18 protein-coding genes are annotated in these 23630 nt (G+C 71.8%); 8 read left to right on the top strand and 10 right to left on the bottom strand.

The genetic code is table 11. From position 1 onward, the window contains the following. Positions 1 to 148 precede the first annotated feature (148 nt). Entirely contained in the window at positions 149 to 1609 is a 1461-nt protein-coding gene (locus ACFWYW_RS05715; protein WP_379613682.1) for a PQQ-dependent sugar dehydrogenase, read from the top strand. Then, positions 1606 to 2754: a hypothetical protein gene (locus ACFWYW_RS05710; protein WP_379613684.1), complete on the top strand. Its 1149-nt coding sequence runs from the start codon at positions 1606 to 1608 to the stop codon at positions 2752 to 2754. The genes ACFWYW_RS05715 and ACFWYW_RS05710 overlap by 4 nt, the downstream gene beginning before the upstream one ends. Before the next feature lie 62 nt (positions 2755 to 2816). On the opposite strand, the gene ACFWYW_RS05705 is transcribed toward ACFWYW_RS05710, so the two are convergent. From ACFWYW_RS05705 to ACFWYW_RS05665, 9 genes are all read right to left on the bottom strand, one after another. Next, a complete protein-coding gene (locus ACFWYW_RS05705) occupies positions 2817 to 3239 on the bottom strand; it encodes a hypothetical protein (protein WP_379613686.1) in 423 nt (140 codons plus the stop codon). Positions 3240 to 3655: 416 nt separating this feature from the next. Continuing rightward, on the bottom strand, positions 3656 to 4402 hold the full coding sequence (locus tag ACFWYW_RS05700) for a leucine-rich repeat domain-containing protein (protein ID WP_379613688.1): 747 nt from the start codon (positions 4400 to 4402) through the stop codon (positions 3656 to 3658). Between the two features lie 321 nt (positions 4403 to 4723). Further along, positions 4724 to 7075 carry an aerobic carbon-monoxide dehydrogenase large subunit gene (cutA, locus tag ACFWYW_RS05695; protein WP_379613690.1) on the bottom strand — a complete coding sequence of 784 codons (2352 nt, stop codon included), beginning with the start codon at positions 7073 to 7075 and terminating at the stop codon, positions 4724 to 4726. Continuing rightward, positions 7072 to 7533 carry a (2Fe-2S)-binding protein gene (locus ACFWYW_RS05690; RefSeq protein WP_379613931.1) on the bottom strand — a complete coding sequence of 154 codons (462 nt, stop codon included), beginning with the start codon at positions 7531 to 7533 and terminating at the stop codon, positions 7072 to 7074. The genes cutA and ACFWYW_RS05690 overlap by 4 nt, the downstream gene beginning before the upstream one ends. 14 nt (positions 7534 to 7547) lie before the next feature. Further along, positions 7548 to 8426, bottom strand: coding sequence for an FAD binding domain-containing protein (locus tag ACFWYW_RS05685; RefSeq protein WP_379613692.1), 879 nt, complete (start codon positions 8424 to 8426; stop codon positions 7548 to 7550). Next, a complete protein-coding gene (locus ACFWYW_RS05680) occupies positions 8423 to 9778 on the bottom strand; it encodes a uracil-xanthine permease family protein (protein WP_379613694.1) in 1356 nt (451 codons plus the stop codon). Before ACFWYW_RS05680 ends, ACFWYW_RS05685 begins: the two co-directional genes overlap by 4 nt. A 150-nt stretch (positions 9779 to 9928) precedes the next feature. Next, the gene (locus ACFWYW_RS05675; protein ID WP_379613696.1) at positions 9929 to 11236 is read right to left on the bottom strand and encodes a uracil-xanthine permease family protein; all 1308 of its coding nucleotides are present in this window, start codon (positions 11234 to 11236) and stop codon (positions 9929 to 9931) included. Between the two features lie 87 nt (positions 11237 to 11323). Beyond that, positions 11324 to 11533: an RNA-binding S4 domain-containing protein gene (locus ACFWYW_RS05670; RefSeq protein WP_379613698.1), complete on the bottom strand. Its 210-nt coding sequence runs from the start codon at positions 11531 to 11533 to the stop codon at positions 11324 to 11326. Between the two features lie 11 nt (positions 11534 to 11544). Next, a complete protein-coding gene (locus ACFWYW_RS05665; RefSeq protein ID WP_379635093.1) occupies positions 11545 to 13158 on the bottom strand; it encodes a PucR family transcriptional regulator in 1614 nt (537 codons plus the stop codon). Between the two features lie 130 nt (positions 13159 to 13288). Between ACFWYW_RS05665 and ACFWYW_RS05660 the strand changes: the two genes are divergently transcribed. The 6 genes from ACFWYW_RS05660 (at position 13289) to ACFWYW_RS05635 (ending at position 22023) form a co-directional block, all read left to right on the top strand. Beyond that, positions 13289 to 14200, top strand: coding sequence for a DUF2877 domain-containing protein (locus ACFWYW_RS05660; protein ID WP_379613702.1), 912 nt, complete (start codon positions 13289 to 13291; stop codon positions 14198 to 14200). Continuing rightward, the gene (locus ACFWYW_RS05655) at positions 14197 to 15504 is read left to right on the top strand and encodes an FdrA family protein (protein WP_379613704.1); all 1308 of its coding nucleotides are present in this window, start codon (positions 14197 to 14199) and stop codon (positions 15502 to 15504) included. The genes ACFWYW_RS05660 and ACFWYW_RS05655 overlap by 4 nt, the downstream gene beginning before the upstream one ends. Then, positions 15501 to 16889, top strand: coding sequence for a DUF1116 domain-containing protein (locus tag ACFWYW_RS05650; protein ID WP_379613706.1), 1389 nt, complete (start codon positions 15501 to 15503; stop codon positions 16887 to 16889). Before ACFWYW_RS05655 ends, ACFWYW_RS05650 begins: the two co-directional genes overlap by 4 nt. Before the next feature lie 158 nt (positions 16890 to 17047). Next, positions 17048 to 19465 carry a protein kinase gene (locus ACFWYW_RS05645; protein WP_379613708.1) on the top strand — a complete coding sequence of 806 codons (2418 nt, stop codon included), beginning with the start codon at positions 17048 to 17050 and terminating at the stop codon, positions 19463 to 19465. A 188-nt stretch (positions 19466 to 19653) separates the two neighbouring features. Further along, positions 19654 to 20469 carry an MOSC domain-containing protein gene (locus tag ACFWYW_RS05640; protein ID WP_379613710.1) on the top strand — a complete coding sequence of 272 codons (816 nt, stop codon included), beginning with the start codon at positions 19654 to 19656 and terminating at the stop codon, positions 20467 to 20469. A gap of 177 nt (positions 20470 to 20646) precedes the next feature. Continuing rightward, positions 20647 to 22023, top strand: a complete 1377-nt coding sequence (locus ACFWYW_RS05635; RefSeq protein ID WP_379613712.1) for an MFS transporter — start codon at positions 20647 to 20649, stop codon at positions 22021 to 22023. Positions 22024 to 22030: 7 nt separating this feature from the next. Here the strand turns inward: ACFWYW_RS05635 and ACFWYW_RS05630 are convergent, their stop codons facing one another. Then, complete coding sequence (locus ACFWYW_RS05630; protein WP_379613714.1) at positions 22031 to 23620, bottom strand: bifunctional 3'-5' exonuclease/DNA polymerase; 1590 nt, start codon at positions 23618 to 23620, stop codon at positions 22031 to 22033. Between the last annotated feature and the right edge of the window lie 10 nt (positions 23621 to 23630).

Below are 23630 nucleotides of genomic sequence, written 5' to 3'. Positions count from 1 at the left end.
GACCGGCACAAGCAGACCCGCGAACCAGCAAACACCGGCAATCCCCGTCGACCGAGCGCGGCACCGGCTGGCGACACCGCGGTGCCGTACCAGAAAGCGCTGTTCTCAAGCGCCCAGAAGCCCACCCTCGACCCCCTCTGGTGATGCCATGACCGTGAAACCCCTCCGAACCTTGGCCGCCGCTCTGCTCGTGACCGTCCTGGCGACGACTCCGGCGGTGGCGGAGCCCGATATGCCCATCGACGACCCGATTCCCGAGAAGCCGACCCCGTCGGCGCTGACCCTGACGCTGGAGGAGTTCGCGCAGTTCCCGAAGACGGAGCCGGTGCCGACCCCGACCGACCAGCGCCTGGTCAGGTGGGCGCGGATCAACTACTTAGGCCAGGTGCCCGACCGTTCCGGCCGGATGTTCGTCAACGATCTCAACGGCAAGCTGTACCTGCGCGACAAGGGCACGTGGCAGGAGTACCTGGACGTCGGCGCGACGTTCGCCCCGGACTTCATCTCGGGCCGCGGGCTGGGGAGTGGGTTTGGGTTTGTGGCGTTCCATCCGGAGTTCGCGAGGAACGGGAAGTTCTACACCGTCCACACCGAGGCCGGCGCGGCGCTCACCACGAAGACGCCCGACCTGACCCCGCAGCAGAACTCGATCGTCCACGGCGTCATCGACGAGTGGACGGCCACCGACCCCAAGGCCGGCACCTTCCAGGGCACCCGCCGCGAGATCCTGCGCCTCGGGTTCGGCAGCAACATCCACGGCATCCAGCAGATCGACTTCAACCCCACGGCCGGCCGCCGCGACCCCGACTACGGCCTGCTGTACGTGGCCGCCGGCGACGGCGGGCGCGGCGTGACCACCACGAACCCACAGGATCTGGGCATACCGCAGGGCAAGATCCTGCGCATCGACCCCACCGGTACGAACAGCGCGAACGGCAAATACGGCATCCCGGCCGGCAACCCATTCGTCACCCGGCCGGGCGCGCTCGGTGAGATCTACGCGTACGGCATGCGCGACCCGCACCGCTTCTCCTGGGACCCGGCCGGATCGAACCGCCTGTTCCTCGGCCACATCGGCGAGCACGAGATCGAGGCGATCTACGATGTGCGCGCGGGTGACAACTTTGGCTGGAGCGTGCGCGAAGGGTCATTCGTCTTCAAGAGGGAAGACCGCTGCAACCTGTACACCTTGCCCGCGGACGACGCCCAATACGGCTATACCTACCCGGTCGCCGCATACGACCACGACCCGCCGCCCGGCCACTCCTGCACGGCCGACAGCGGGCACGCGGTGGTCGGCGGGATGGTCTACCGCGGCTGGCGGCTGCCGTTCCTGTACGGAAAGTACGTGTTCGGTGACATCGTGGACGGGCGGATCTGGTTCACCCACGCCTCGAAGATGCGCCGGGGCAAGGACCGCGCGGTCATGTACGAGCCCAAGCTCCGCGACGCCGCCACCGGCCAGCTGGTGACGATGAAGAACCTGGCCGGCAGCAACCGCGTCGACCTGCGCTTCGGCCGCGACGGCCACGGCGAGCTGTACGTGCTGTCCAAGGCGAACGGCAAGATCTGGAAGGTCACGGGCGCGCGCTGGGAGTTCCCGTCATGAGATTTCGGCATCTGTCCGCCCTCACGACCCTCCTCCTCACCGCCGCCCTGACCACCCCTCTCGCCGGTACGGCTACCGCCACAGCGTCGTCCGGTGCGGCGGGAAACCCGGCAGCGCCCGGGACGGTTCCGGCGACCGAGGCAGTCTCCGGGACCGGGACGGGCACGCGAGAGGCGGCGGGCAGCCCCGAGGCCGAGCCGGCGCCGGTCACGGATGAGGTCGAAGCGGCCAGAACCGAGGTCGAGGCGGCGCGGGCAGAGGCAACCGGGAAGGGATGGGGGTGGCCCACTGTGCTGCCCAGCCTGCGGCGCGACCTGGTGGCCCACTACGACTTCGAGCACCCCGACCCCGCCACCCCGGCCATCGAACAGGACCGGGGACGTTCCGGCACCGGCATCACCCTGGTCAACGGCGGAGCCGGCATGCGGGTGCGGGACGGCGCGCACCGCGGCAGCCGTACCTCGGTGCAGGTGCGGCAGGTCAGCCCCACGACGGCGAGCAGCGACGACTGGAAGGCGGGCGTCTACTCCCCCACCGGCGTGCCCACGCTGAACGCCTTCAACGCCGTCCGGGGCGCCACCATCATGGGCTGGTTCAAGATGACCGGCCAGAACCCCAGCCCGAACTCCAACTCCGCCAACCCGGACGACTTCTACGGCGCGATCGGCCTGGCCGGGGTGCTGAGCGGCAACTCGCAGGGGCACGACGTTCGCGCCCTGCTGGAGCTGATCACGGTCAACGGCGAGATGCGGGTCGTGGCGCTCGGGCGGCGCGTGGACGGCAGCAGCTCGCAGACATTCGCGGCAGACCGGCCATGGCAGGAGATTCTGCCGCCGGGCGAGTGGGTGTTCCTGGCGGCCACGTTCGACTACGACACCGCGACCATGCGCCTGTACAAGAACGGCCGCCCGCTCTCCGGCTTCTACACGCTGACCGGCGACCCGTGGACGATCGACGGCCCGCCCGAACCCGACCTCGCCTCACCCACCGACCCGCGCGGCATCAAGATCGGAGGCAGCTACCCGCAGAACAACCGCGAAGGCAACCCCTGCAACTGCCGGATGGACAGCCTCATGTTCCTTGACCGGATCGCCACCCCGGGCCAGGTGCTGGGCCAGTACCTTCTGGTCGCCCGGCACTGGTGAGCCACCGCCGGACCGGTGCCGCCACACCGGCCCGGCGGTCGTCCGTGGGGGCGACAGACCGGTCAGGAGGACGGCGTGGGCGTCTGCGTGCGGTGATCCTTGAGATGGAGGTCACCGCCGAGCCGCTTCCTGATCCGGTCGAGCACCTTGCGGGTGGACAGCGCGGTCCACAGGTGGCCGACCAGGTGCGGGTTGTACTCGGGCGCGGTGTCCATCCAGGCGTCCTTGCCCGCCTGGGTGGCGAACGTCGTGAGGAAGAACTCGCCGTCACCCGTCTTGCAGTGGCCCTGCCGGAGTTCGGTGGCATCGATCTGGATCTTCGGCCGGCAGTCGACCTTGGCGGCGAGCTCCTCGACGGTGAGCGCCACGGGCTGCGGGTTCTGGGCGGCGGCCACGTAACCGCCCCCGGACCCATCACCCGGCGAGCAGGCCGCGGCCAGCGCGACGGCGATCCCGCAGATGGTCAGCCGCGTAAATGTCGTCATGCGCGAAGATACGCACCCCCTGACCCAAGAGTTCACCCCAAGATCGCCGAGACCACGAGACCAACCTCAAGGCGCAGGGCCCACAAGACGCGGGGCGCGGCAGCGCGGGCGCCCGAGTGCGGGGCGCGAGGGCGGAGGCGAGCGCGCGTGTGCGCGAGTGTGGGGCGCGGGAGGGCGAGTGCGGAGCCCGGGAGGGCGTGGGCGCGAGTGCGGGGCGCGAGTGCGCGCTGCCGCGAAGGGGACGCGGAAGCGAGCGCGAGGGACCGCGAGCGGGGGCGCGGGGCGGCGGGCGTGGGCGCGCGTGTGAGCGAGCGTGGGGCGCGGGAGCGCAAAGGGGCGCGGGGCAGGGGGTGCGCGGCGCGAAGGGCGCGCGGGCCGCGGGGGCGCGAGTGGTGGGGGCGGGAGGGTGGGAGAGGTTAGCGGAGCACTGTGCATCCGGATGACCGGAGGCGGTCGAGTACCGGGGGGTCGCCTTCCAGCTTGTTCCAGCGCAGGTCCAGTTTCCGCAGCCCCAGCGGCAGCTCATCGGGCAGGGTACGCAGCCGGTTGTTGCGCAGGTCGAGTTCGACCAGTCCGGAGGGCAGAGCGGGCACCCGGGACAGCAGGTTGTCCCGCAGGTCGAGGTGGATCAGCCCCGGTGGCAGAGGGGGCAGTTCGCGCAGCCGGTTCCCGCGAAGGTGCAGTTCTCGCAACCTGCCCAGGCGGGCGAGCGAGGCGGGCAGGGTTTCCAGCCGGTTGTTGTACAGGCGCAGCTCCACCAGCCCGGCCATGTCCCCGAGGGAGGCGGGCAGCGACTCCAGGCGGTTGTCGGTCAGGTTGAGGTACGCCAGGCGGTCCAGCCTGCCCAGTGCCGCCGGTACCTGGGCAAGGCCGTTGTCGCTGAGGTACAGGTAGTCGGTCAGGGGGAGGTCGCCGATCGTGGCGGGGACGGTGGCGAGCTGGTTGTGACCGAGGTCGAGCATGCGCAGCGAGCGTAGCCCGCCGATCGCCGGGGAGATCTCGGTGAGCGCGTTCTCGGCCAGGTTGAGCGTCTCCAGGCCGGTCAGCTCCCACAGCGTGTCGGGGACGGAGGTGAGCCGGTTCCCGCCGACCGCCAGGTGCCTGAGGCCGCCGGGCAGCCTTTCGGGGAGGGCGGTGATGGCGTTGCCGTACAGGAAAAGCACTTCAAGGTACGGCGGGCAACAAGGCACCCGAGTCAGCAAATTTCCGTCAAGATGCAACTCCCGCAACCCGCTATATCCCGAAAAATCCGGAACATCCGCCAACCGGTTACCATCCAGCAACAACACAGAAGCCCCGGAAGGATCCGGCACAGAAGTCAGCCCACGCCAGGCGAGATCAACACGCATGCCGCAGGAGCCTATCGGCCTCGAACCGGACGGCCGAGCAGGGGCTAACAACCCAAGAAGCGGCCGCCGAGTTAGGGCCTTACGGCCTGGAAAGCGGCCGCCCAAGCAGGGGCAAACGGCGCAAGAAGCGCGAACCTAGCGTGCCCGCAAATGGTAAAGGTCAGACGGCGAGATAGGCATCCGATCGATGTCGAACCCCTCAGCATCCTCCACAGCCGAAGCGATCACCGCCGACACCGGAATCACCCCAGCCTCCCCCGCCCCCTTGATCCCCAGGGGGTTCAACGGCGAAGGCGTCTCCAGATGTGCCGTCTCGATCCGCGGAATCTCACTCGCATAAGGCATCAGAAAGTCCATGAACGAGGCGTTGAGCAGCTGCCCGTCCGCGTCATAAGCCATCCGCTCATAAAGCGCACCCCCGATCCCCTGAGCCACCCCACCATGCACCTGCCCCTCAACGATCATCGGATTGACCAGCCGCCCGCAGTCGTGCACCACCGCATACCGCAAGATCCGAATCTCCGCCGTGTCAGGATCGGTCTCCACGATCGCCGCGTGCATCCCGGCGGCGAAGGTGGACCGGATGGGCGAATAGAACCCCCGCCCCTCCAGCCCAGGCTCCTCCCCATCGGCCACAGGCGGCCGATCCGTAGGAGCAGCGGTGGAGAACTGCGTGGCCTTCGCGGTCTCGGCGTCAAAGGAGTACCGCAGCGGATTGGACAGCACCGCCACGGTGGACAGCGGAATAGACGCGGACGGCGAGCCGACCACGTGCACCAGCCCATCGGCGATGTCAAGGTCGGCCGGATCGGCCTCCAGCGCCTCCGCCGCGATCCGCAACGCCTTCTCCCGCACCTTCCTGCAGGCCAGAGCGATGGCATTGCCGCTGACCACGGCGGCCCGGGAGGCGAAGGTGCCCACGGCGTACCCGAACCGGCGCGTGTCCCCGGTCACGACGGAGACCCGCGAGAGCGGCACCCCCAGCTCGCTGGCCGCGATCTGCGCGAACACGGTCTCGTGCCCCTGCCCCTGTGAGGTCAGCCCGGTGGAGACGTGCACCCGCCCGTCCGAGGTGATCTGCACATGCCCGCCCTCGTACGGCCCCACCCCGGTCCCCTCGACGTAACAGGCGAGCCCGATCCCCCTGTTCGGCGAACGCTCGAAGGAGTCCCACCCGATCAGCTCCTTGATCATGCGCAGCATCTCGGGATAGTTCCCGCTGTCGTAGACGAGCGGCCGCCCGTCCTGAAAGGTCATGCGCTGGTCGTAGGGAAACTCCGACGGCCCGATGAAGTTGGCCGCGCGCACGTCGGCCCGGTCCACGCCGAGATGTTGGGCGATCTTGTCCATCGTCCGTTCCATGCAGAAGACGGCCTGCGGCCGCCCCGCGCCCCGGTACGGCGTGACCTGCACGGTATTGGTGTAGATGGAGCTGAACTCCACCCGGTACGACCCGATCTTGTACGGCCCGAGCAACTGCGTGGACGTGACGATTGGCACGATGATCCCGTAAGGCGTGTAGGCGCCGTGGTCGTGCAGGATCGTCACCTCCAGCCCCAGCACCCGCCCGGCGTCGTCGAACCCGACCCGTACGTACTGCACCTGCGCCCGCTCATGCGCGCTGGCGACGAAGTGCTCGCGCCGGTCCTCTGCCCACTTGACCTCGCGCCCCAGCGTCATGGCCGCCCACGGCACCAGCACCTCCTCCGGCCACGGGTGCACGATCTTGACGCCGAACCCGCCGCCCACGTCGGGCGCGATCACCTCGACGTGGGGCAGCGGCAGCCCGAGCTTCGCGGCGATCGCCATCCGGACGCTGGTGGAGGTCTGGGTGCTGGAGTAGACGCGCAGGTCGCGGCCGTCCCAGCGGGCGTACACGCCGCGGCCCTCCAGCGGCATGCTGGCGCTGCGCTCGATGTCCAGGCGGAACGCGAGCGTGTGCGGCGAGGTCTCGATGCACTCCCTGGCGCTCGCGCCGCCGGTCGAGGCGACCTCCTGGACGAGGTGGGCGCCCAGGTTGGCGGGCACGTCCTCGTGGACGAGCCGCGATCCCTGCGCCGCCTCCTCCAGGCCGACGACCGGCTTGAGCGGCTCGTAGTCGACCTCGATCAGCGCGCAGACGTCCTCGGCCAGGTAGCGGTCGGCGGCCACGACCATGACGACGGGCTCGCCGACGTGCCGGACGGTCTCCCTGGCCAGGGGGTGGGCGGTGCGGCCGTGGGTGAGGGCCGGGTGCGGGATGAGCAGGGGCAGGGGCTCGGCCACCCCGGGTGGCAGGTCCTCCCAGGTGTAGATGGCGACCAGGCCCTCGACGTCGAGGGCCGCGGTGACGTCGATGTCGCGGATGCGGGCGTGCGCGTGCGGCGAGCGGACGAACGCGGCGGCCAGCGCCTCGCGCCCCAGATCGTCCAGGTAGCGTCCCTGACCGGTCAGCAGGCGCTCGTCCTCCACCCGCTGAACCGGCTCGCCGAACAACCGCGTGCTCACGACTCCTCCGTCATCAGCTCCGCCGCCCTGTGCACGGCTTTGACGATGTTCTGGTACCCGGTGCACCGGCACAGGTTGCCCGACACCCCTTCGAGCACTTCCTCCTCGGTCGGGGCCGGGTTCTCCCTGAGCAGCGCCGTCACCGTGCACAGGAACCCGGGCGTGCAGAACCCGCACTGCAGCCCATGGCACTCCGCGAACGCCCGCTGCACCGCCGACATCCCGTCCGGCCCGGCCAGCCCCTCGACCGTCGTGATCTCCTGCCCGTCCACCGTGACCGCGAACGTCAGGCAGGACCGCACCGGCTCCCCGTCCAGCAGCACCGTGCAGCACCCGCACACGCCGTGCTCGCACCCGACGTGCGTCCCGGTCAGCCCGAGGTCGTGGCGCAGGCAGTCCGACAGCAGCCGCCGCGCCGGAACGCTCACCCGCCGCGCCACCCCGTTCACGACGAGCATGATCTCGTGCCCGCTCAACCGCTCTCCCTCTCGCCGTCGTCACTGCCCGCGGTGCGGGCGGCCGCGCGCAGCGCCCGCTCGGCCAGAACCCCCAGCAGATGCCGCCGGTACTCGGCCGTCGCGTGGATGTCCGCCTCCGGCTCAGCCCTTTCCTGTACGGCCCGCGCCGCGGAAACCCAGTCGGCGCCGTGCCCGCGGTCCTGGGCCACGTCCACCACGAGCGGCACCGGGCCGACCCCGATGCACGCCACCCGTGCCACCGACACCCGCAGATCCTCGTCCAGGACGACCAGCGCGCACACCCCGGCCAGCGCGTAGTCGCCGTGCCTGCGGGCCACCTCCACGAAGGCGGTGCCGGAGCGCTCGCCCAGGGCCGGGAAGAACGCGGACACGGCCAGTTCGCCGGGCCGGATCGCGGACTCCATCGGGCCGGTGAAGAAGTCCCGCGCCGCCACCTCGCGCTCGGCGCCGCGGGCGGCCAGCCGTACCGAACCTTCCAGAAGCACGAGGACGGCGGGCAGTTCCGCGGCCGGGTCGGCGTGCACGAGGCTGCCCACGACGGTGCCGCGGCTGCGGATGGCGGGGTGCGCGACCAGCCCGAGGGCCTGCCGCAGCAGCGGCTGGACCGCGGCGACCGGCCCGGAGCGGTGGATCTGCGCGTGCCTGGCCAGCGCGCCCACCCGCACCCCGCGCGCGGAGGTCTCGACGGCGGCCAGCGCGCCGACCCGGTTGATGTCGACGAGGTGCGCCGGGGCGGCCAGGCGCATGTTGAGCATGGGGATCAGGCTCTGGCCGCCGGCGAGCACCTTGCCCTCGGCCCCGGCCTCGGCCAGGGCGTCGAGGGCCGCCTCCACCTCGCGGGGCGCGTGGTACTCGAACGGGGCGGGCTTCACCCGGCGGTCTCCCTGATCTCGGCGGGCCGGCCGGCGATCCATCTCAGCAGGTGGTAGCCGCCGACCACGACGATGGTGCCGAACGCGATGCCCTGCAGCCGGAACTCCTCGGTGATGATCTGCTCCACCGGGCCGATCGCCAGGATGATGCCGGCGCCGATGGGCACCATGTTCACGGGGTCGGCGAAGTCCACTCTGTTCTCCACCCAGATCTTGGCTCCGAGCAGGCCGATCATCCCATAGAGGATGACCGTGACCCCGCCCAGCACGCCGCCCGGCGTGGCGGCGACCAGGGCGCCGAACTTCGGGCACAGGCCGAACAGGATCGCGATGACGCCGGCGATGTAGTAGGCGGCGGTGGAGTAGACGCGGGTGGCGGCCATGACGCCGATGTTCTCGGCGTAGGTGGTGGTGGGCGAGCCGCCCACGGCGCTGGTCACGACGGTGCCGATGCCGTCGGCGGCGACGGCGCGGCCCACGTACGGGTCGACGTCGGTCTTGGTCATCTCGCCGACGGCCTTGACGTGGCCGATGTTCTCCGCGATCAGCGCGATGACGGCGGGCAGGACGAGCAGGACCGCGCCGAACCTGATGTCGGGCCCGTGGAAGCTCGGCAGCCCGATCCAGTCGGCCTGGGCGACGGAGGAGAGGTTGACCCGCGGGTGTGTGTCGACCTTGCCGGTGGCGGCGTTGAACGCGGTGATGTTCCCGAAGACCTTGTCGAAGCCCCACGACAGCAGGAATCCGGCGACCAGGCCGACCAGGATGCCGATCCGGCCGATGAACCCCTTGAACGCCACGATCACCACGAACGTGATCACCATCGTGATCAGGGCCATCCACTGGTCCTGCGGCCAGTAGACGTCGGCCACGACGAACGCCAGCCCGAACCCGATGAGCATGACGACCGCGCCGGTCACCACCGGCGGGAAGATCCGGTGGATGACCTGGACGCCGAGGAAGTGGATGGCCAGCCCCGCGAGGGCCAGCACGATCCCCGCCACCAGGATCGCGCCGGTGACGATGGCGTCGGCCGCCGGGGTGTCGCCGCCCATGAGCGCCCTGATGGCGATCACGCCGCCGACGAAGGAGGCGCTGGTGCCCAGGTAGCTGGGCACCTTCCCCTTCACGATCAGCAGGAAGAGGATCGTGGCGATCCCGGACATCATGATGGCCACGTTCGGATCCAGGCCCATCACGAGTGGGAAGACGAAGGTCGCGCCGAACATCGCGATCACGTGCTGGGCGCCGAACCCGACCATTCTCGGCCAGGTCAGGCGCTCGTCGGGCCTGACGACCTCGCCGGGAGCCAGGTGTTTTCCGTCGCCGTGTTTGGTCCAACCCAAAACCATGAGAGCCCCTTTTCTACCGGGCCGTCGGTTCGGTGGCCGCCCCGCAGGCTCCTCCGCGGCGGTTCCTCGCTTGTCGGGCACATTAGGCCCGATGTCACTGTCCTACACCGTCATGATCTGCCAAAGCTGGGCCGATGACCAGAGGCGCCCTTACCGGCGCACCGCCCTGAGCACGTGATATCCCACCAGAAGGACGATCGTGCCGAGCGTGATGCCGCCGAGCGAGAAGGTCGAGGTGATCGGGAAGGCGACCGGGCCGATCGCGCAGATGATCCCGGCGCCGACCGGGACCATGTTGGCCGGCTCTGCCAGGTTCACCTTGTTCTCGATCCAGATCTTGGCTCCGAGCAGGCCGATCATGCCGTAGAGGATCGTGGTGACGCCGCCCAGCACGCCGCCGGGCGTGGCGGCGATCAGCGCGCCGAACTTCGGGCACAGGCCGAACAGGATCGCGATCACCGCGGCGATGTAGTACGCGGCGGTGGAGTAGACGCGGGTGGCGGCCATGACGCCGATGTTCTCGGCGTACGTGGTGGTGGCCGAGCCGCCGACGGAGGTGGCGACGACGGTGCCGACGCCGTCGGCCATGACCGCCCGGCCCATGTACCTGTCGACGTCCGCGCCGGTCATCTCGCCGACGGCCTTGACGTGGCCGACGTTCTCCGCGATGAGCGCGATCACCACCGGGAGGCAGACCAGGACGGCGGAGACCTCGAAGACCGGCCCGTGCAGCTTGGGCAGCCCGATCCAGTCGGCCTGGGCGACGGCGTCCAGGTTGACGCGCAGGTGCTCGCTCACCTTCCCGTCGCCGCCGGGCGCGGTGATCGGCCCGCCGATCAGGTCCCAGGCCCACGACAGCATGAACCCGAACACCAGGCCGAGCAGCACCCCGATCCGGCCGAGGAACCCGCGCAGGACCCCGATGAACACGAACGAGGCCGCCATGGTCAGCAGGGCGACCCAGGGGTCCTGGGGCCAGTAGACGTCCGCCGCCACGTACGCCATGCCGAACCCGATCAGCATGACCACGCCCCCGGTCACGACCGGCGGGAAGATCCGGTGGATGACCTGGACCCCGAGCAGATGGATGGCCAGGCCCGCCAGCGCCAGCACCACCCCGACCGCGAGCAGCGACCCGGTCACCGTGGCGCTGTCGCCGCCCGCGGCCCTGATGGCGACCACCGCGCCCACGAACGAGGCGCTGGAGCCGACGTAGCTGGGCACCTTCCCCTGCACGATCAGCAGGAACAGGATCGTCGCGACGCCGGACATCATCACGGCCAGGTTCGCGTCCAGCCCCATGACCAGCGGGAACACGAACGTGGCGCCGAACATGGCGATCACGTGCTGGGCGCCGAACCCGATCATCCTGGGCCAGGTGAGCCGCTCGTCCGGCTTGACCACCTCACCCGGCGCGAGCCGCTTCCCGTCGCCGTGCAGCTTCCACCCGAACGCCATCTTGCCTGCCCTCGCCTCTCACCAGCGGAGATGTCTCCTATTTGATGTCGGAGAGCACAATAGAGGCAGGAGTGACACGCGTGGTCGTCAGGCCACGTGAATGGTGAAGCCGTCTCCGGCGACCACCTGGCCGGAGCGGATCTTGCGGGTCTTGCGGAGCTCGACCTCCCCGTCGACGTAGACCATCCCCTCCGCGATCAGGTGTTTGGCCATGCCGCCCGTCTCGGTGACGCCGCAATATTTCAGCAGGTCGCACAGCGGGATGAAGTCAGAGTTCAGCTCGAAGTCCAGGTCCACAACGGCCCAGCTTAGATGCCCCGCATGCGCAGGACGTGCAGGGCCAGCGTGAGGTTGAGACGCAGGTGGTGGTCCTCGGTGAAGTTGCCGAGCATGCGCTCCAGCTTCCCGATGCGGTAGCGCAGGGTGTTGTAGTGGAAGTGCAGCCTGCGCGCGGTCTCGGCGACGTTGAGGTTCGTCTCCAGCAGGACCTGGAGGGTACGCCGCAGGTCACCGTTCTCCGCGTCGTCGTCGCCGGCCAGCGGGCCCAGGGTCTCGCGGACGAAGGCGTGCAGTTCGTCGGTGTCGTTGACCAGCGACAGCAGCCGGTACACGCCGAGCTGGTCGAACTGGGCGACCGCGCCGGGGCCGTGGAGCTGGCGGCCGACCCTGGCCGCCTTCAGCGCCTGGGAGTAGGCCTCGGGCAGGGTCGCGGGGGCGGTGCAGCGGCGGGAGGTCCCGGTCGAGAACGTGGCGGGAAGGGCGTCGGCCAGGGCCGCGGCGGCGTCCTTGGCCACGCGGGAGGCGTCCAGGGCGGCGTCCACGACCGCGACGACCTCGTGGGAGAAGCCGGCGACGGCGCCGCGCGGGTCGTGCCTGCGCACGGCGGCGGTCCAGCCGTTGACCATGCGGTCCTGGGCGCTGCGCTCGTCGCCGTCGGGGTCCAGCTCGGCCACCAGGACGGTCACGGGCCGCTCCAGGTCCCAGCCGAAGGCGCGGGCCCGCGCGCTGATGCGTTCGGCGCCGCCGGCCCGGCCGGTGAGGACGTCGCGCAGGAAGTCGGCGCGGTACTTGCTCTCGACCGCGTTGACCGCCTCCTGCCGGGTGACGACCAGGGCGGCGACGGTGGCGGTGCGTTCGAGTATGCCGATGTCGCTGTCGCGGATCGCGCCGGTCGGGCTGTAGGCGATGATCCGGCCGTGGTGGTGTCCGCCGGCGACCACGGGGACCGAGGCCAGGGTACGGCCGGCCGTACCGGGGAGGTCGACGGGCGCCGGAGCCGGCGGCCCTTCGCGCGCGATCGACTCGCGTAAGGCCGCCACGTGGTCGGAGGGCCCGGCGGCGGCGAGCACCCGCCCGCTGCCGTCGACGGCGGCCACGGCGACGTCGAGCAGCGCGGCCACCTCGGCGGTCACCTCGTTGAGCCCGCCGCCGGCCAGCACGACCTGCACCAGCGCCCGGTGCGCCTCCTCGGCGCGGGCGAGCACGGCGGCCTGCCGGTTGAGGATGTCGGTGAGCACCTGGTTGAGGATGTCGTCGAAGCCGACGTCGTTCGGCAGGATGATCAGCGGGAACCCCAGCCGGTCGGCCTGCTCGACCATCTCCCCGGGCAGTTCGTCCACGTAGCGCCCGAGTTTGATGGCCAGCGCGGCCAGCCCGCGCTCGTCGAGGTCGGCGACGAGCCGGCCGAGCGACTGCGGCGTGTTGCGCAGCGGGTAGCCGGTGGTGAGCAGCAGTTCGTGCGGCTTCACCCAGGCCAGGATGTCGGGCACCTCCATGACGTTGAGGCGCTGGACGATGCGGCCGAGCCCGCTCTCCCCGGCGATCAGGCGGGCGTCGGCGAGGGTCGAGACGCCCAGCACCTCCCCGACGGAGACGCCGTGGATGATCGTGCCCGTGCTGGCCAGGCGAACGGGGGGCTCCATGTGGTGATTGTGACCCCAGAAGCGGTCTGTCAGGAAGAGCCAACCTTCTCCGTCACTGTTGGCAAATTTCTCCGTACGGGGTGTCGTGGGGCCGTTCTACGGTCAGGTCCAAGGTCGGAAGGGAGGCCCGGTGACGGTCAGTACACATCCCAGGCGTGCCCGCACCCACGTGACCGGTGCGGCCAGCGCCGCCGTGCGCCCGGTCCTGGAGTCGCCGCGACGCCGCGCCCGCGTGCTCGCCGCTTTCCCGGCCGGCATCTACTTGGAGGTCAGGACCGATCTGGAACCGTCGGTGATCGCGATCATCACCGGCGAGGCGACCCGCCTGCCCAACTCGGTCCTGCTCGCCGCCGATCTGCCGCACGTCACGGTGGGTGACGACGCGTCGGTGGGCGAGGGGACGATCGAGCTCGGCCGCCTCAGCCTGCGCGCCCGCCGCTGGTGGGACCCCGCCCCGCCGCTCGCCCCCGTCGATCCGGTACGGCTGGCCGTATCCCTTGATCCGGCCCGCCCGGCAGATCCGGCCCGCCCGGCAGATCCGGCCCGCCCGGCACCCGGCCTGGCCGGGCACCAGGCGATCGAACTGCTGGCCGAGTCCTGCGCCCGCGGCTGGCTGCTCGGCGTCGTGACCGCCGCCGAGCAGCTCATAGGCCTCGGCCCCGGACTCACCCCGAGCGGCGACGACGTCCTGGCCGGGCTGCTGGTGACCCTGCGCCACCTGGGGAGGTCCGCCGGGGTGGAGCGGGCGGTCTGGCTGGCCGACTGGCTGGCCGCGACCGTGACCTACGACGCCGGCACCAGGACCACGCCGCTGTCCGCGACGCTCCTGCACTGCGCCGCGCGCGGCGAGTCGTGCCCGGAGGTGACCGGGGTCCTGCGGGCGCTGACCGGCCGCGGCGCTCTGGAACCGGCCGTGTCCAGGCTGTGCCGCCTGGGCCACACCTCGGGCGCCGATCTGGCCCAGGGCGTCGGGATCGGGCTGGCGGCAGTCCGCGCGCTGGCCGCCGACCCGGTGCCGCCCGCGCTGGCGGGTGCCAGGTGAGCACGGACGAGGTGGTCCTGCGCAAGGGCGTCTACCGCGACTCCGTCACGCTGATGCGGATCAGCAAGACCCTGTCCGATCTCGACGGCGTGGAGGTGGCCGTGGTCGCCATGGCCACGCCGCTCAACCTCGATCTGGCCCGCGACCTGGGCTTCGTGCTGCCCGCGGCCGACCCGGCCGACCTGCTGGTCGCGGTCAGGGGCGAGCGCGCGGTGGCCGCCCACGCCGAACTCGACGCGCTCCTGTCCGCGCACGCCCCCGTCGCCGCCGCCGACAGCGACCAGCCGCCGCTCACCACCCGGTCGGCCGCCCGCCGTACCGAGGCCGGGGTGGTGCTGGTGTCGGTGCCGGGCGAGCACGCGTTCGCGGAGGCGGTGGACGCCGTCGAGGCGGGGCTGCCGGTCATGGTGTTCAGCGACGGCGTGCCCCTGGAGCAGGAGATCGCGCTGAAGGACCTGGCCGCGGACAAGGGCGTGCTGGTCATGGGGCCCGACTGCGGCACCGCGGTGATCGCCGGGGTGGGCCTGGGCTTCGCCAACGTCCTGCGGCCCGGTCCCGTGGGCATCGTGGCCGCCTCCGGCACCGGCGCGCAGCAACTGGCGTGCCTGCTGGACCTGGCCGGGGTCGGCGTCAGCCACGTGCTGGGCGTCGGCGGGCGGGATCTGTCGCCGGAGGTCGGCGGACGCTCGGCCAACCGGGCGCTCGCGATGCTGGACGAGGATCCTGCCACCGAGCTGATCGTGCTGGTGTCCAAGCAGCCCGCGGTACGGCCGGCCGTACCGGCGAAGAGGTTCGTGGAGGCGTCGGCGGATCTGACGGCCACGGCCGAGCGCGTCCTCAAGGAACTGGGGCGGGCCGTGCCCGAGTGGCCCGCCTGGCCCGCGTGGGCGGGCAGGACGGCCACCGGCACGCTGCGCGGCATCTACTCGGGCGGGACGCTCTGCGCCGAGGCCAAGGGCGTGGCGGGGGCCGGCGAGTTCGTCGACTACGGCGACGACGCCTACACGCGCGGCCGGCCGCACCCGATGATCGACCCGACGCTGCGGCTGGAGGCGCTGGCCGCGGTCGCGGAGGGGGACGTGGTGCTGATGGACGTCGTGCTCGGCCACGGGGCCGACCCCGATCCCGCCGCCTCGTACGCGCACGCGGTCGCCCGCTGCCCCGCCACGGTCGTCGTGGCGCTGATCGGCAGCGAGGGCGACCCGCAGGACCTGCGCAGGCAGGCCGCCGCCTTCCGCGAGGCCGGCGCCGCCGTCTTCACCTCCAACGCCCAAGCCGCCCGGCACGCCAGGAGCCTGCTGTGAGCCTTCTGTCCGGCCCGCCACGGGTGATCACGGTCGGCGCCGAGCTTCTGGGCGAGGCCCTGGACGCGCAGGCGGTGCCGCGGACCGCCGTCGCGTGGCGGCCGCCGCTGCCCGGCACCGCTGACGCGCTGACGCGGGTGCTGGCCGATCCGCGCCGCGCCGCCGCCAACGAGCGGGCCGTGCGCCGCCTGACCACCGCGCGCCCCCACCTGGCCGGGGTACGGCGGGCCGCCGAGGCGCTCGACCTCCCGGCGCGGACGTTCTTGCACGCCGGACCGCCCATCACCTGGGAGCGGGCGTCGGGGCCGATGCGCGGCGCCCTGATCGGCGCGACGCTGCTGGAGGGCTGGGCGGCCGACGAACGCGAGGCCGCCGGGCTGCTGGCCGACGGCCGGATCGCGCTCGAACCCTGCCACCACCACCGCGCGGTCGGCCCGATGGCGGGCGTGGTCGGCCCGTCGATGTGGATGTTCGAGGTACGCGACGAGGAGCACGGCGGCGCCGCGTACTGCTCGCTCAACGAGGGCCTGGGCAAGGTCCTGCGCTATGGCGCCTACGGGCCCGAGGTGCTCGACCGGCTGCGCTGGATGGACGCGGTGCTGGGCCCGGCGCTGGCGGCGGCGCTGCGGGTGAGCGGGCCGATCGACCTGGGCGCGCTGATCGCGCAGGCGCTGCAGATGGGCGACGAGCTGCACAACCGCAACCGCGCCGCCACGTCCCTGCTGCTGCGCGAGCTGGCCCCGGCCCTGGTCGAGGCGGCCCCGGGCACGGCGGCCGAGGTGCTGCGCTTCGCCGGCGGCAACGACCACTTCTTCCTCAACGCGGGGATGGCCGCCGCCAAGGCGAGCACGGACGCGGCGCGCGACATCCCCGGCTCGTCGCTGGTGGTGGCGATGGCGCGCAACGGCACCGACTTCGGGGTGCAGGTCTCGGGGCTGGGCTCGCGGTGGTTCACGGGTCCTGCTGGGGTGCCCGACGGCCTCTATCTCGGCGCGTACGGCCCTGCCGACGCCAACCCGGACATCGGCGACTCGACGATCACCGAGACGGCGGGGCTGGGCGGCTTCGCGATGGCGGCGGCCCCGGCGATCGTGCGCTTCGTCGGCGGCGAGGTGGGGGACGCGGTGGCGGCCACCCGGTCCATGTACGAGATCACGCTGGCCGAGCATCCCGCCTACCAGATCCCGGGTCTGGGGTTCCGCGGGACGCCGGTGGGCATCGACGTCACGCTCGTGGCGAGGACCGGTGTGCTGCCGGTGGTCAACACCGGGATCGCGGGCCGCGTGGCGGGGACGGGGCAGGTCGGCGCGGGGCTGGTGAGCCCTCCGGCCGAGGCGTTCACCAAAGCTCTGGCGGCATTGACCAAGCGGGCCGCAATTCAGTAAGTGATCCATTCAAATACCACGTTTGTGCAGGTCAGACAGCACTTTTGCACGATATATCAGCGTTCAACTTCCGTTCGTCAATCAACTGCCTATATCGTGTCGAACCTCATAATCTAGAAGTATCGTGTTACCGATGAGGCTGGAGATGGGGGCGGGAGATGTCAGCCGACCGCGTGCTCAGCGGGCCAGGCGCCGAGGGCGTTCCGCAGAGCCAGGGCCGACTGATCGGCCGGCGCTATCGCCTGATGTCGCCGGTGGGGCGCGGCGGCATGGGCATGGTGTGGCACGCCCATGACGTGCTGCTCGACCGCGCCGTCGCGGTCAAGGAGCTGATCCTCCCCTACGGCCTCGACCACTCCGGCACCCAGGTCGCCAACCGCCGCATGCTGCGCGAGGCCCGCTCCGCCGCGCGCCTCACCCACCCCGGCATCGTCACCGTCCACGACGTCGTGGAGGAGGACGGGCGGCCGTGGATCGTCATGGAACTGGTCCGCGCGTGGTCGCTGGAGCAGGCCGTACGGCAGAGCGGCCCCCTGCCCGTCATCCAGGCCGCCGAGATCGGCATCCGGGTCCTCGACGCGCTGCGGCACGCGCACGCCGCCGGAATCCTGCACCGCGACGTCAAACCCGGCAACGTGCTGCTGACCTCCGACCGGGTCGTCCTGACCGACTTCGGCATCGCCGCCATCGAGGGCGACGTCACCATCACCCAGACCGGGCTGCTCATGGGCTCGCCGGCGTACATCCCGCCGGAGCGGCTGTCCGGCCAGCCCATCACCCAGGCCGCCGACCTGTGGTCGTTCGGCGCCACGCTGTACGCGGCCGTCGAGGGCCGCCCGCCGTACGAGGGGCCCGACGCCATCGCCGTCCTCGGCGCGGTCCTGACCCAGGACCCGATCAGGCCGCAGCGGGCCGGAGCCCTGCTGGGCGTCATCGAGGGCCTCCTGCGCAAGAACCCCGCGGAGCGCATGGCCGCCGCCGAGGTCACCGAGCAGCTGGAGAAGGTCCTGCACGCCCACGGCTCCCGGCCGCCGCGCGGGCCCGAGAGCAGCGGCCTGCCCACCCGTGCGGACCCGACGCCGGTCGGGCTGCTGCCTCCGCTGGAACCGCCGTCGGGGCCGATGCCGTCGCGGATCGTGGAGACGCCTTCTGGGCCGGTGCGCGTGCCGTACGACCCGCTGAAGAGCCCGTCCGGCGGCTACGTCATGCCCTACGACGGCCTCGCCAGCCCGTCCGGCAGCCACAACACGCAGCAGATCCAGCAGCCCGGATCCTCCTTCGACGCCTTCACCAGCCACTCCGGCCCGCTCCCCGCGGGCGGCTACGACTCCCTCACCGGCACCCAGGACCCCCTCCCGCACCTCCCATTCGCCGCGCCCCCGCCCATGACCGGCCATCCGCAGCCGGGCGGCCACGCACCATCGGGCGGCCATCCCGCGCCTGGTGCCCACTTGGCGTCAGGTGCCCACGACCTGCGCTCACCCTCGGGCCCCCACGACCCCCGCGCCCCGCACTCCCCGTCCGGCCCGCATGACCCTCTCGCCCCGCAGGACCCGCGCTCCCGGTCCGGCCCGCACGACCTCCGCTCGCCCTCCGGGCCCCACGACCTCCGCGCCCCGTCCGGCCCGCACGACACGCGCTCGCCCTCCGGGCCGCACGCGTTGTCCGGGTCGCATGACGTGCGCTCGCCGTCCGGAGGCGTCTCCTCGCCCGCCGGGCCGCCCTCCCTGGAGTTGGCGTCGGGGCCGGGGATCGTGCGGCCGACGTTCGGGGGTGTGTCGGGGCCGCAGCCGATCCTGCCGCTGACCAGCGATGTCCGCAGCGCACCCTGGCCGCTGGCCTCCGCGGACGACCTGCGCGAACAGTCCAGGGACCTGTCCCGCGGCCTCGGCGGGAGCCGTAACGCGAAGGCGCCGGAACGCCTGACCAAGAGCCGCAGGCGCCCGGCCGACGACGGTTCCGGCTGGATGCGCGACGGCCGCCCCACCCCGCGTCTCATCGTGACCGCCCTGGCCGGCATTGGCGCGGCGGCGGTGGCGATCTGGCTCCTGACCTCGGGCGGCACCCCCACCCCGCCGACGGCCGCCGGCGGCGCGCCGTCATCGTCGTCGAGCACGGCACCGGAGCCCTCGGTGGCAACCGTCCCCGACGGCTACAAGGAACACACCGCCGCCGGCTTCACCGCCGCCCTGCCCGGCACGTGGAAGGCCGCCACGACCAGCGGCGGCGCCACGTTCACCGGCCCCAAGGACTCGGGCATGAAGATCACCGTCCAGCAGACGGCCCCGCAGCCGGACGGCGGCGTGGCCGAACTGTCCAAGGAGGAGGCGGACGGCGGCGTGGAGGGCTACATCCAGGTACAGCTCCAGGCCCTGGAGTGGCGCGGCTGGAAGTCGGCCGACTGGGAGTACACCTACGCGCTGGAGAACGGCGTCCCCATGCACGCCCTGACCCGCTTCGTCAGCATCGACGATGCCGCCGCCTACAAGATCACCTTCGCCATCCCCGAACTCAAGTGGGACGACCAAACCGAAACCCGCAACACCTTCCTGAACACCTTCCGCCCCGCCACCTGACCCCCGGGCACCCCGGCACCGCCCTCGCGCGCTCTGTGCGCCCCTGACGCCCGCGTCCTCAGGCCCGGATCGCGACGATCCCACCCGCAGATCCGGGCGGCGGAATCTGCCGGCGGGTTGTCGCGGCTTTCGGTCGCGCAATCCGGCGTGCGTACCGTGAAGGGAACGATGGCCTGTACGGTGCGGGCATGTGGGTGCACGCGCTTCATGTCTATCCGATCAAGTCCACCCAGGGGCATGACCTCGGCAGCGCCGAGGTGGAGCCGTGGGGGCTGGCCGACGATCGGCGGTACCTGGTGGTGGACGAGCGTGGTGAGATGATCACCGCGCGCCAGTTCCCGATGCTGCTCGCCTGCCGGGCCGAGGTCGCGGGCGGCACGCTGACGCTGACCGGCCCGCACGCCGATCCCCTCCTGGTACGGCCGGCCGCGGCGATGACCGGTGTCACGGTCGGGCGTACCGTCGTGGAGTTGCGCGACTGCGGCGACGAGGCGGCCGCCTGGCTGTCGGCGCTGCTGGATCGCCCGGCCCGCCTGAAGTGGCTCGACGACCCGACCCGCCGCCCGGTCAATCCCGAGTACGGCAGGCCGGACGACCGGGTCAGCCTGGCCGACGGCTATCCGCTGCATCTCACCACCACGACCTCGCTCGCCCAGCTGAACGACTGGATCGCCGAGACCGCCGCCGAGCGCGGCGAGGATCTGCCGGACCCCCTCCCGATGCGCCGCTTCCGCCCGAACGTGGTGGTGGACGGGGTGGCGAAGCCGTTCGCCGAGGACGGGTGGAAGCGGGTACGCATCGGCGACCTGGACTTCCGCGTCACCAAGGGCTGCGACCGCTGCGTCCTGACCACCATCGACCCCGGCACCTACACCAAGGGCAAGGAACCCATCCGCACCCTGTCCATGCACCGCAAGTGGGACGGCAAGGTCTGGTTCGGCATCAACCTCATCCCCGACGCCCCCGGCCACATCAGCCTGAACGACCCGGTCACCCCGTTGTAGTCACACCCAGGCACGGGTCGTCTAGACGACACCCGATCAGCCGATCTCGCCCATCAACACCTCTCACCCAACAAACCCGCCTATCAGGACGTCACGGCAGGTCAACCACCGATCCCCCACACCCACCCCACCCAGACCGTAAATAGCTGCTTTCCGGTGGTATGGGACACTTCACCGGTGACCGATACCCCAACAAAGCGCGACATTTCATCGCCCGCCGATGTTCGCGGCATCCAGCGACGTACCCTCGCCGTCCTGTCGATCGCCCAGATCGTCGGCGGCGTCGGTGTGGCGGTCGGCCTCGCGCTGAGTTCCGTGGTGGTCGACCAGCTCTCGGGGTCCACGGTCATCAGCGGCCTGGCCGGCACCGCCACCGTCCTCGGCGCCGCCCTGCTCGCCCTCCCCATCGCCAGAACCGCCGCCAGGAGCGGCCGCCGCGCCGGCCTCTCGCTCGCCTACGTCGCCGCCACCGCCGGATGCGCGCTCTCCGTCCTGGCGATCACCATCGAGTCCTGGCCGCTCCTGCTCGCCGGCCTCGTGCTGGTGGGCGGCGGCAGCGCGGGCAACCTGGCCGCCCGCTACTCCGCCACCGACCTGTCGCCCAAGGGCCACGCCGCCCGCCACCTGTCGCTCGTGGTCTGGATGGCCACCGTCGGCTCCGTCGCCGGCCCGAACCTGGCCAAGCCCGCCGACCACGTCGGCATGTCCGCCGGGCTGGTCGCGAACGCCGGTCCCTTCGCCTTCTCCGCCCTGGCCTTCGCGCTCGCGTGGCTGGTCGTGGCGGCCGGCCTGCGCCCCGACCCGCTCAAACTGGCCCGCTCACTGACCGAACCGACCGAGCTGACCGATTCGATCGAGCGGACCGGGCAAACCGGGCGGACCGGGCGGACCAGGCGCGACGGGCAGACCGGGCACGGCGAGCGGGCCGGGCCGGGTGCGTCAGGTGCGGCGGGCGCGACGCCCGCCGTACAGGACAAGGCGTTGCGGAACGGCTGGCGCACCCTGCGCACCACCCCCATGGCCAGGCGCGCGCTCGTGATGATCGCGATCAGCCACACCGCGATGGTCTCGGTCATGTCCATGACGCCGGTGAAGCTGCACCACGACGGCTCCAGCCTCGACGTCATCGGCCTGGTGATCAGCCTGCACATCGCCGGCATGTACATGCTGTCGCCGGTCGTCGGCTGGCTGGCGGACAAGGCGGGCCGGGTGCCCGTGCTCATCCTGGGCATGTCGCTCCTGCTCGCCTCGGCGGTGCTGGCCGGGACCGCGCAGCACAGCGTCTGGCAGGTCACCGCCGGCCTGGTCCTGCTGGGTCTCGGCTGGTCGTGCGGGCTGGTGGCGGGTTCGGCGCTGGTGACCGAGTCCGTGCCGCTTGACCGCCGCCCGGCCGTCCAGGGACTGTCCGACCTGATCATGAACGTCTGTGGTGCCACCGGCACCGTCGTCGCCGGCGCCATCGTGGGCGGCCTGTCCTACGGCGTCCTGGGCCTGGTCGTCGGCGTCATGGTCGCCGCCGCCGGCGTCTGGCTCTACGTCACCACCCGCCGCTGACCACGGATCACTTGGCGTCGGAGTAGCAGGACACGGCCACCGACTCCATGGGGAAACGCACCGGCGTCTGACCGAACAGCAGGCGGCTGGCCTCGGCGGCGGAGGCGGTTACGGCGGCCATGACCTCCTCGGCCAGCGGCAGCGGGCAGTGCACCATCACCTCGTCGTGCTGGAAGAACACCAGGCGCGCCGCCTCGGGCAGCCGCCCGCGCAGCACCGCGAGCAGGGCCAGCGCCCACTCGGCCGCGGTGGCCTGGACGACGAAGTTGCGGGTGAAGCGGCCGCGGTCGCGGGCGGCGCGGACGCCGTCGGGGCCGGACACGAGCTCGCGCCAGCGCTGGGACGGCGGCGGCGAGGTACGGCCCAGCCACGAGCGCACCAGCTTGCCCTCCTCCCCCGCCTTGGCCGCGTCCTCGACGAAGTGGTAGGCCTTCGGGAAGCGCTGGCGCATCACGGCCAGAAGCTTGGGCGCGTCGCCGCTGGTGCCGCCGTACATGGCGGAGAGCATGGCGAGCTTGGCCTGGTCGCGCTCGCCGCCGAACGACTTGGCCAGGGCCGAGTAGAGATCGATCTCACCCGCCGCCCCCGCCAGCCCGGCGTCGCCCGCCATCGCGGCCAGCACGCGCGGCTCCAACTGGGCGGCGTCGGCCACGACGAGCGTCCAGCCCTCGTCGGCCACCACGACCTTGCGCATGACCTTCGGGATCTGCAGCGCGCCGCCGCCGCTGGTGGCCCAGCGGCCGGAGACGACGCCGCCGACGACGTACTCGGGGCGGAAGCGGCCGTCGTGGACCCACTGGTCGGCCCAGACCCAGCCGTGGAAGGAGTAGAGGCGGGCCAGTTCCTTGTAGGCCAGCAGCGGGCGTACCGAGGGGTGGTCGAGCTGCTTGATCTCCCACGAGCGCGTCGACTTGATCGCCAGGCCGGCGCCCTTGAACGCCTTGACGAGCTGCTGCACCGAGTCGGGGTTGACCGCGTGCCCGAACGCCGCCGACACCTCGTCGGCCAGCGCCTGCAGCTTGGCCGGGCGCATGCCGTGGACGGGGCGGGGGCCGAGCATCTCGGTCAGCAGGGCGTCGTGGACGTCGCGCCGCCACGGCATGCCGTCGTGGGCCATCTCGGCGGCGACCAGCGCGCCCGCGGACTCGGCGGCCACCAGCAGGCGGAAGCGGCCGGGCTCCGGCAGGGCGTCGATGCGCCTGAGCTGGTCGTCGAGTACCTCGGCGAGCTCGCCGGTGTCGAGCCTTCTGCGCTCGGGCTCGAACAGGGTGTCCTGCCTGGCGGCGGGGCCGTCGCCGTCGTCGGGGACCGGCAGGCCGCGCAGCCTGGCGTGGGCGGCCTCGGCCGAGCGGGCCTCGCCGTAGCGGCCCTCGTGGGCCAGCAGCAGATTCTCGGTGAGCGTGATGTCGTGGCAGCGCGACACGCGGCGCCCGGCCGACAGCAGCGGAGGGTAGGACTCGCGCGTGTCGGCCCACACCCACCGCGGGCGGGCGCGCTCCACCGCCGCCACGCGCTCCGGGAACGCGGCCCCCGCCTCGGCGGAGCCGTTCTCCTCGGGGAGGGTGCGGATCGCCTCCCCCGCCATCAGCGCGTACACGCACCCCAGA

The sequence above is a fragment of the Nonomuraea sp. NPDC059023 genome (genome assembly GCF_042740095.1).
In the GTDB taxonomy this organism is placed as follows: Bacteria; Actinomycetota; Actinomycetes; order Streptosporangiales; family Streptosporangiaceae; genus Nonomuraea.
Note: the sequence above shows the minus strand (reverse complement) of the source record. Positions and strands in the feature narration are given on the sequence as shown.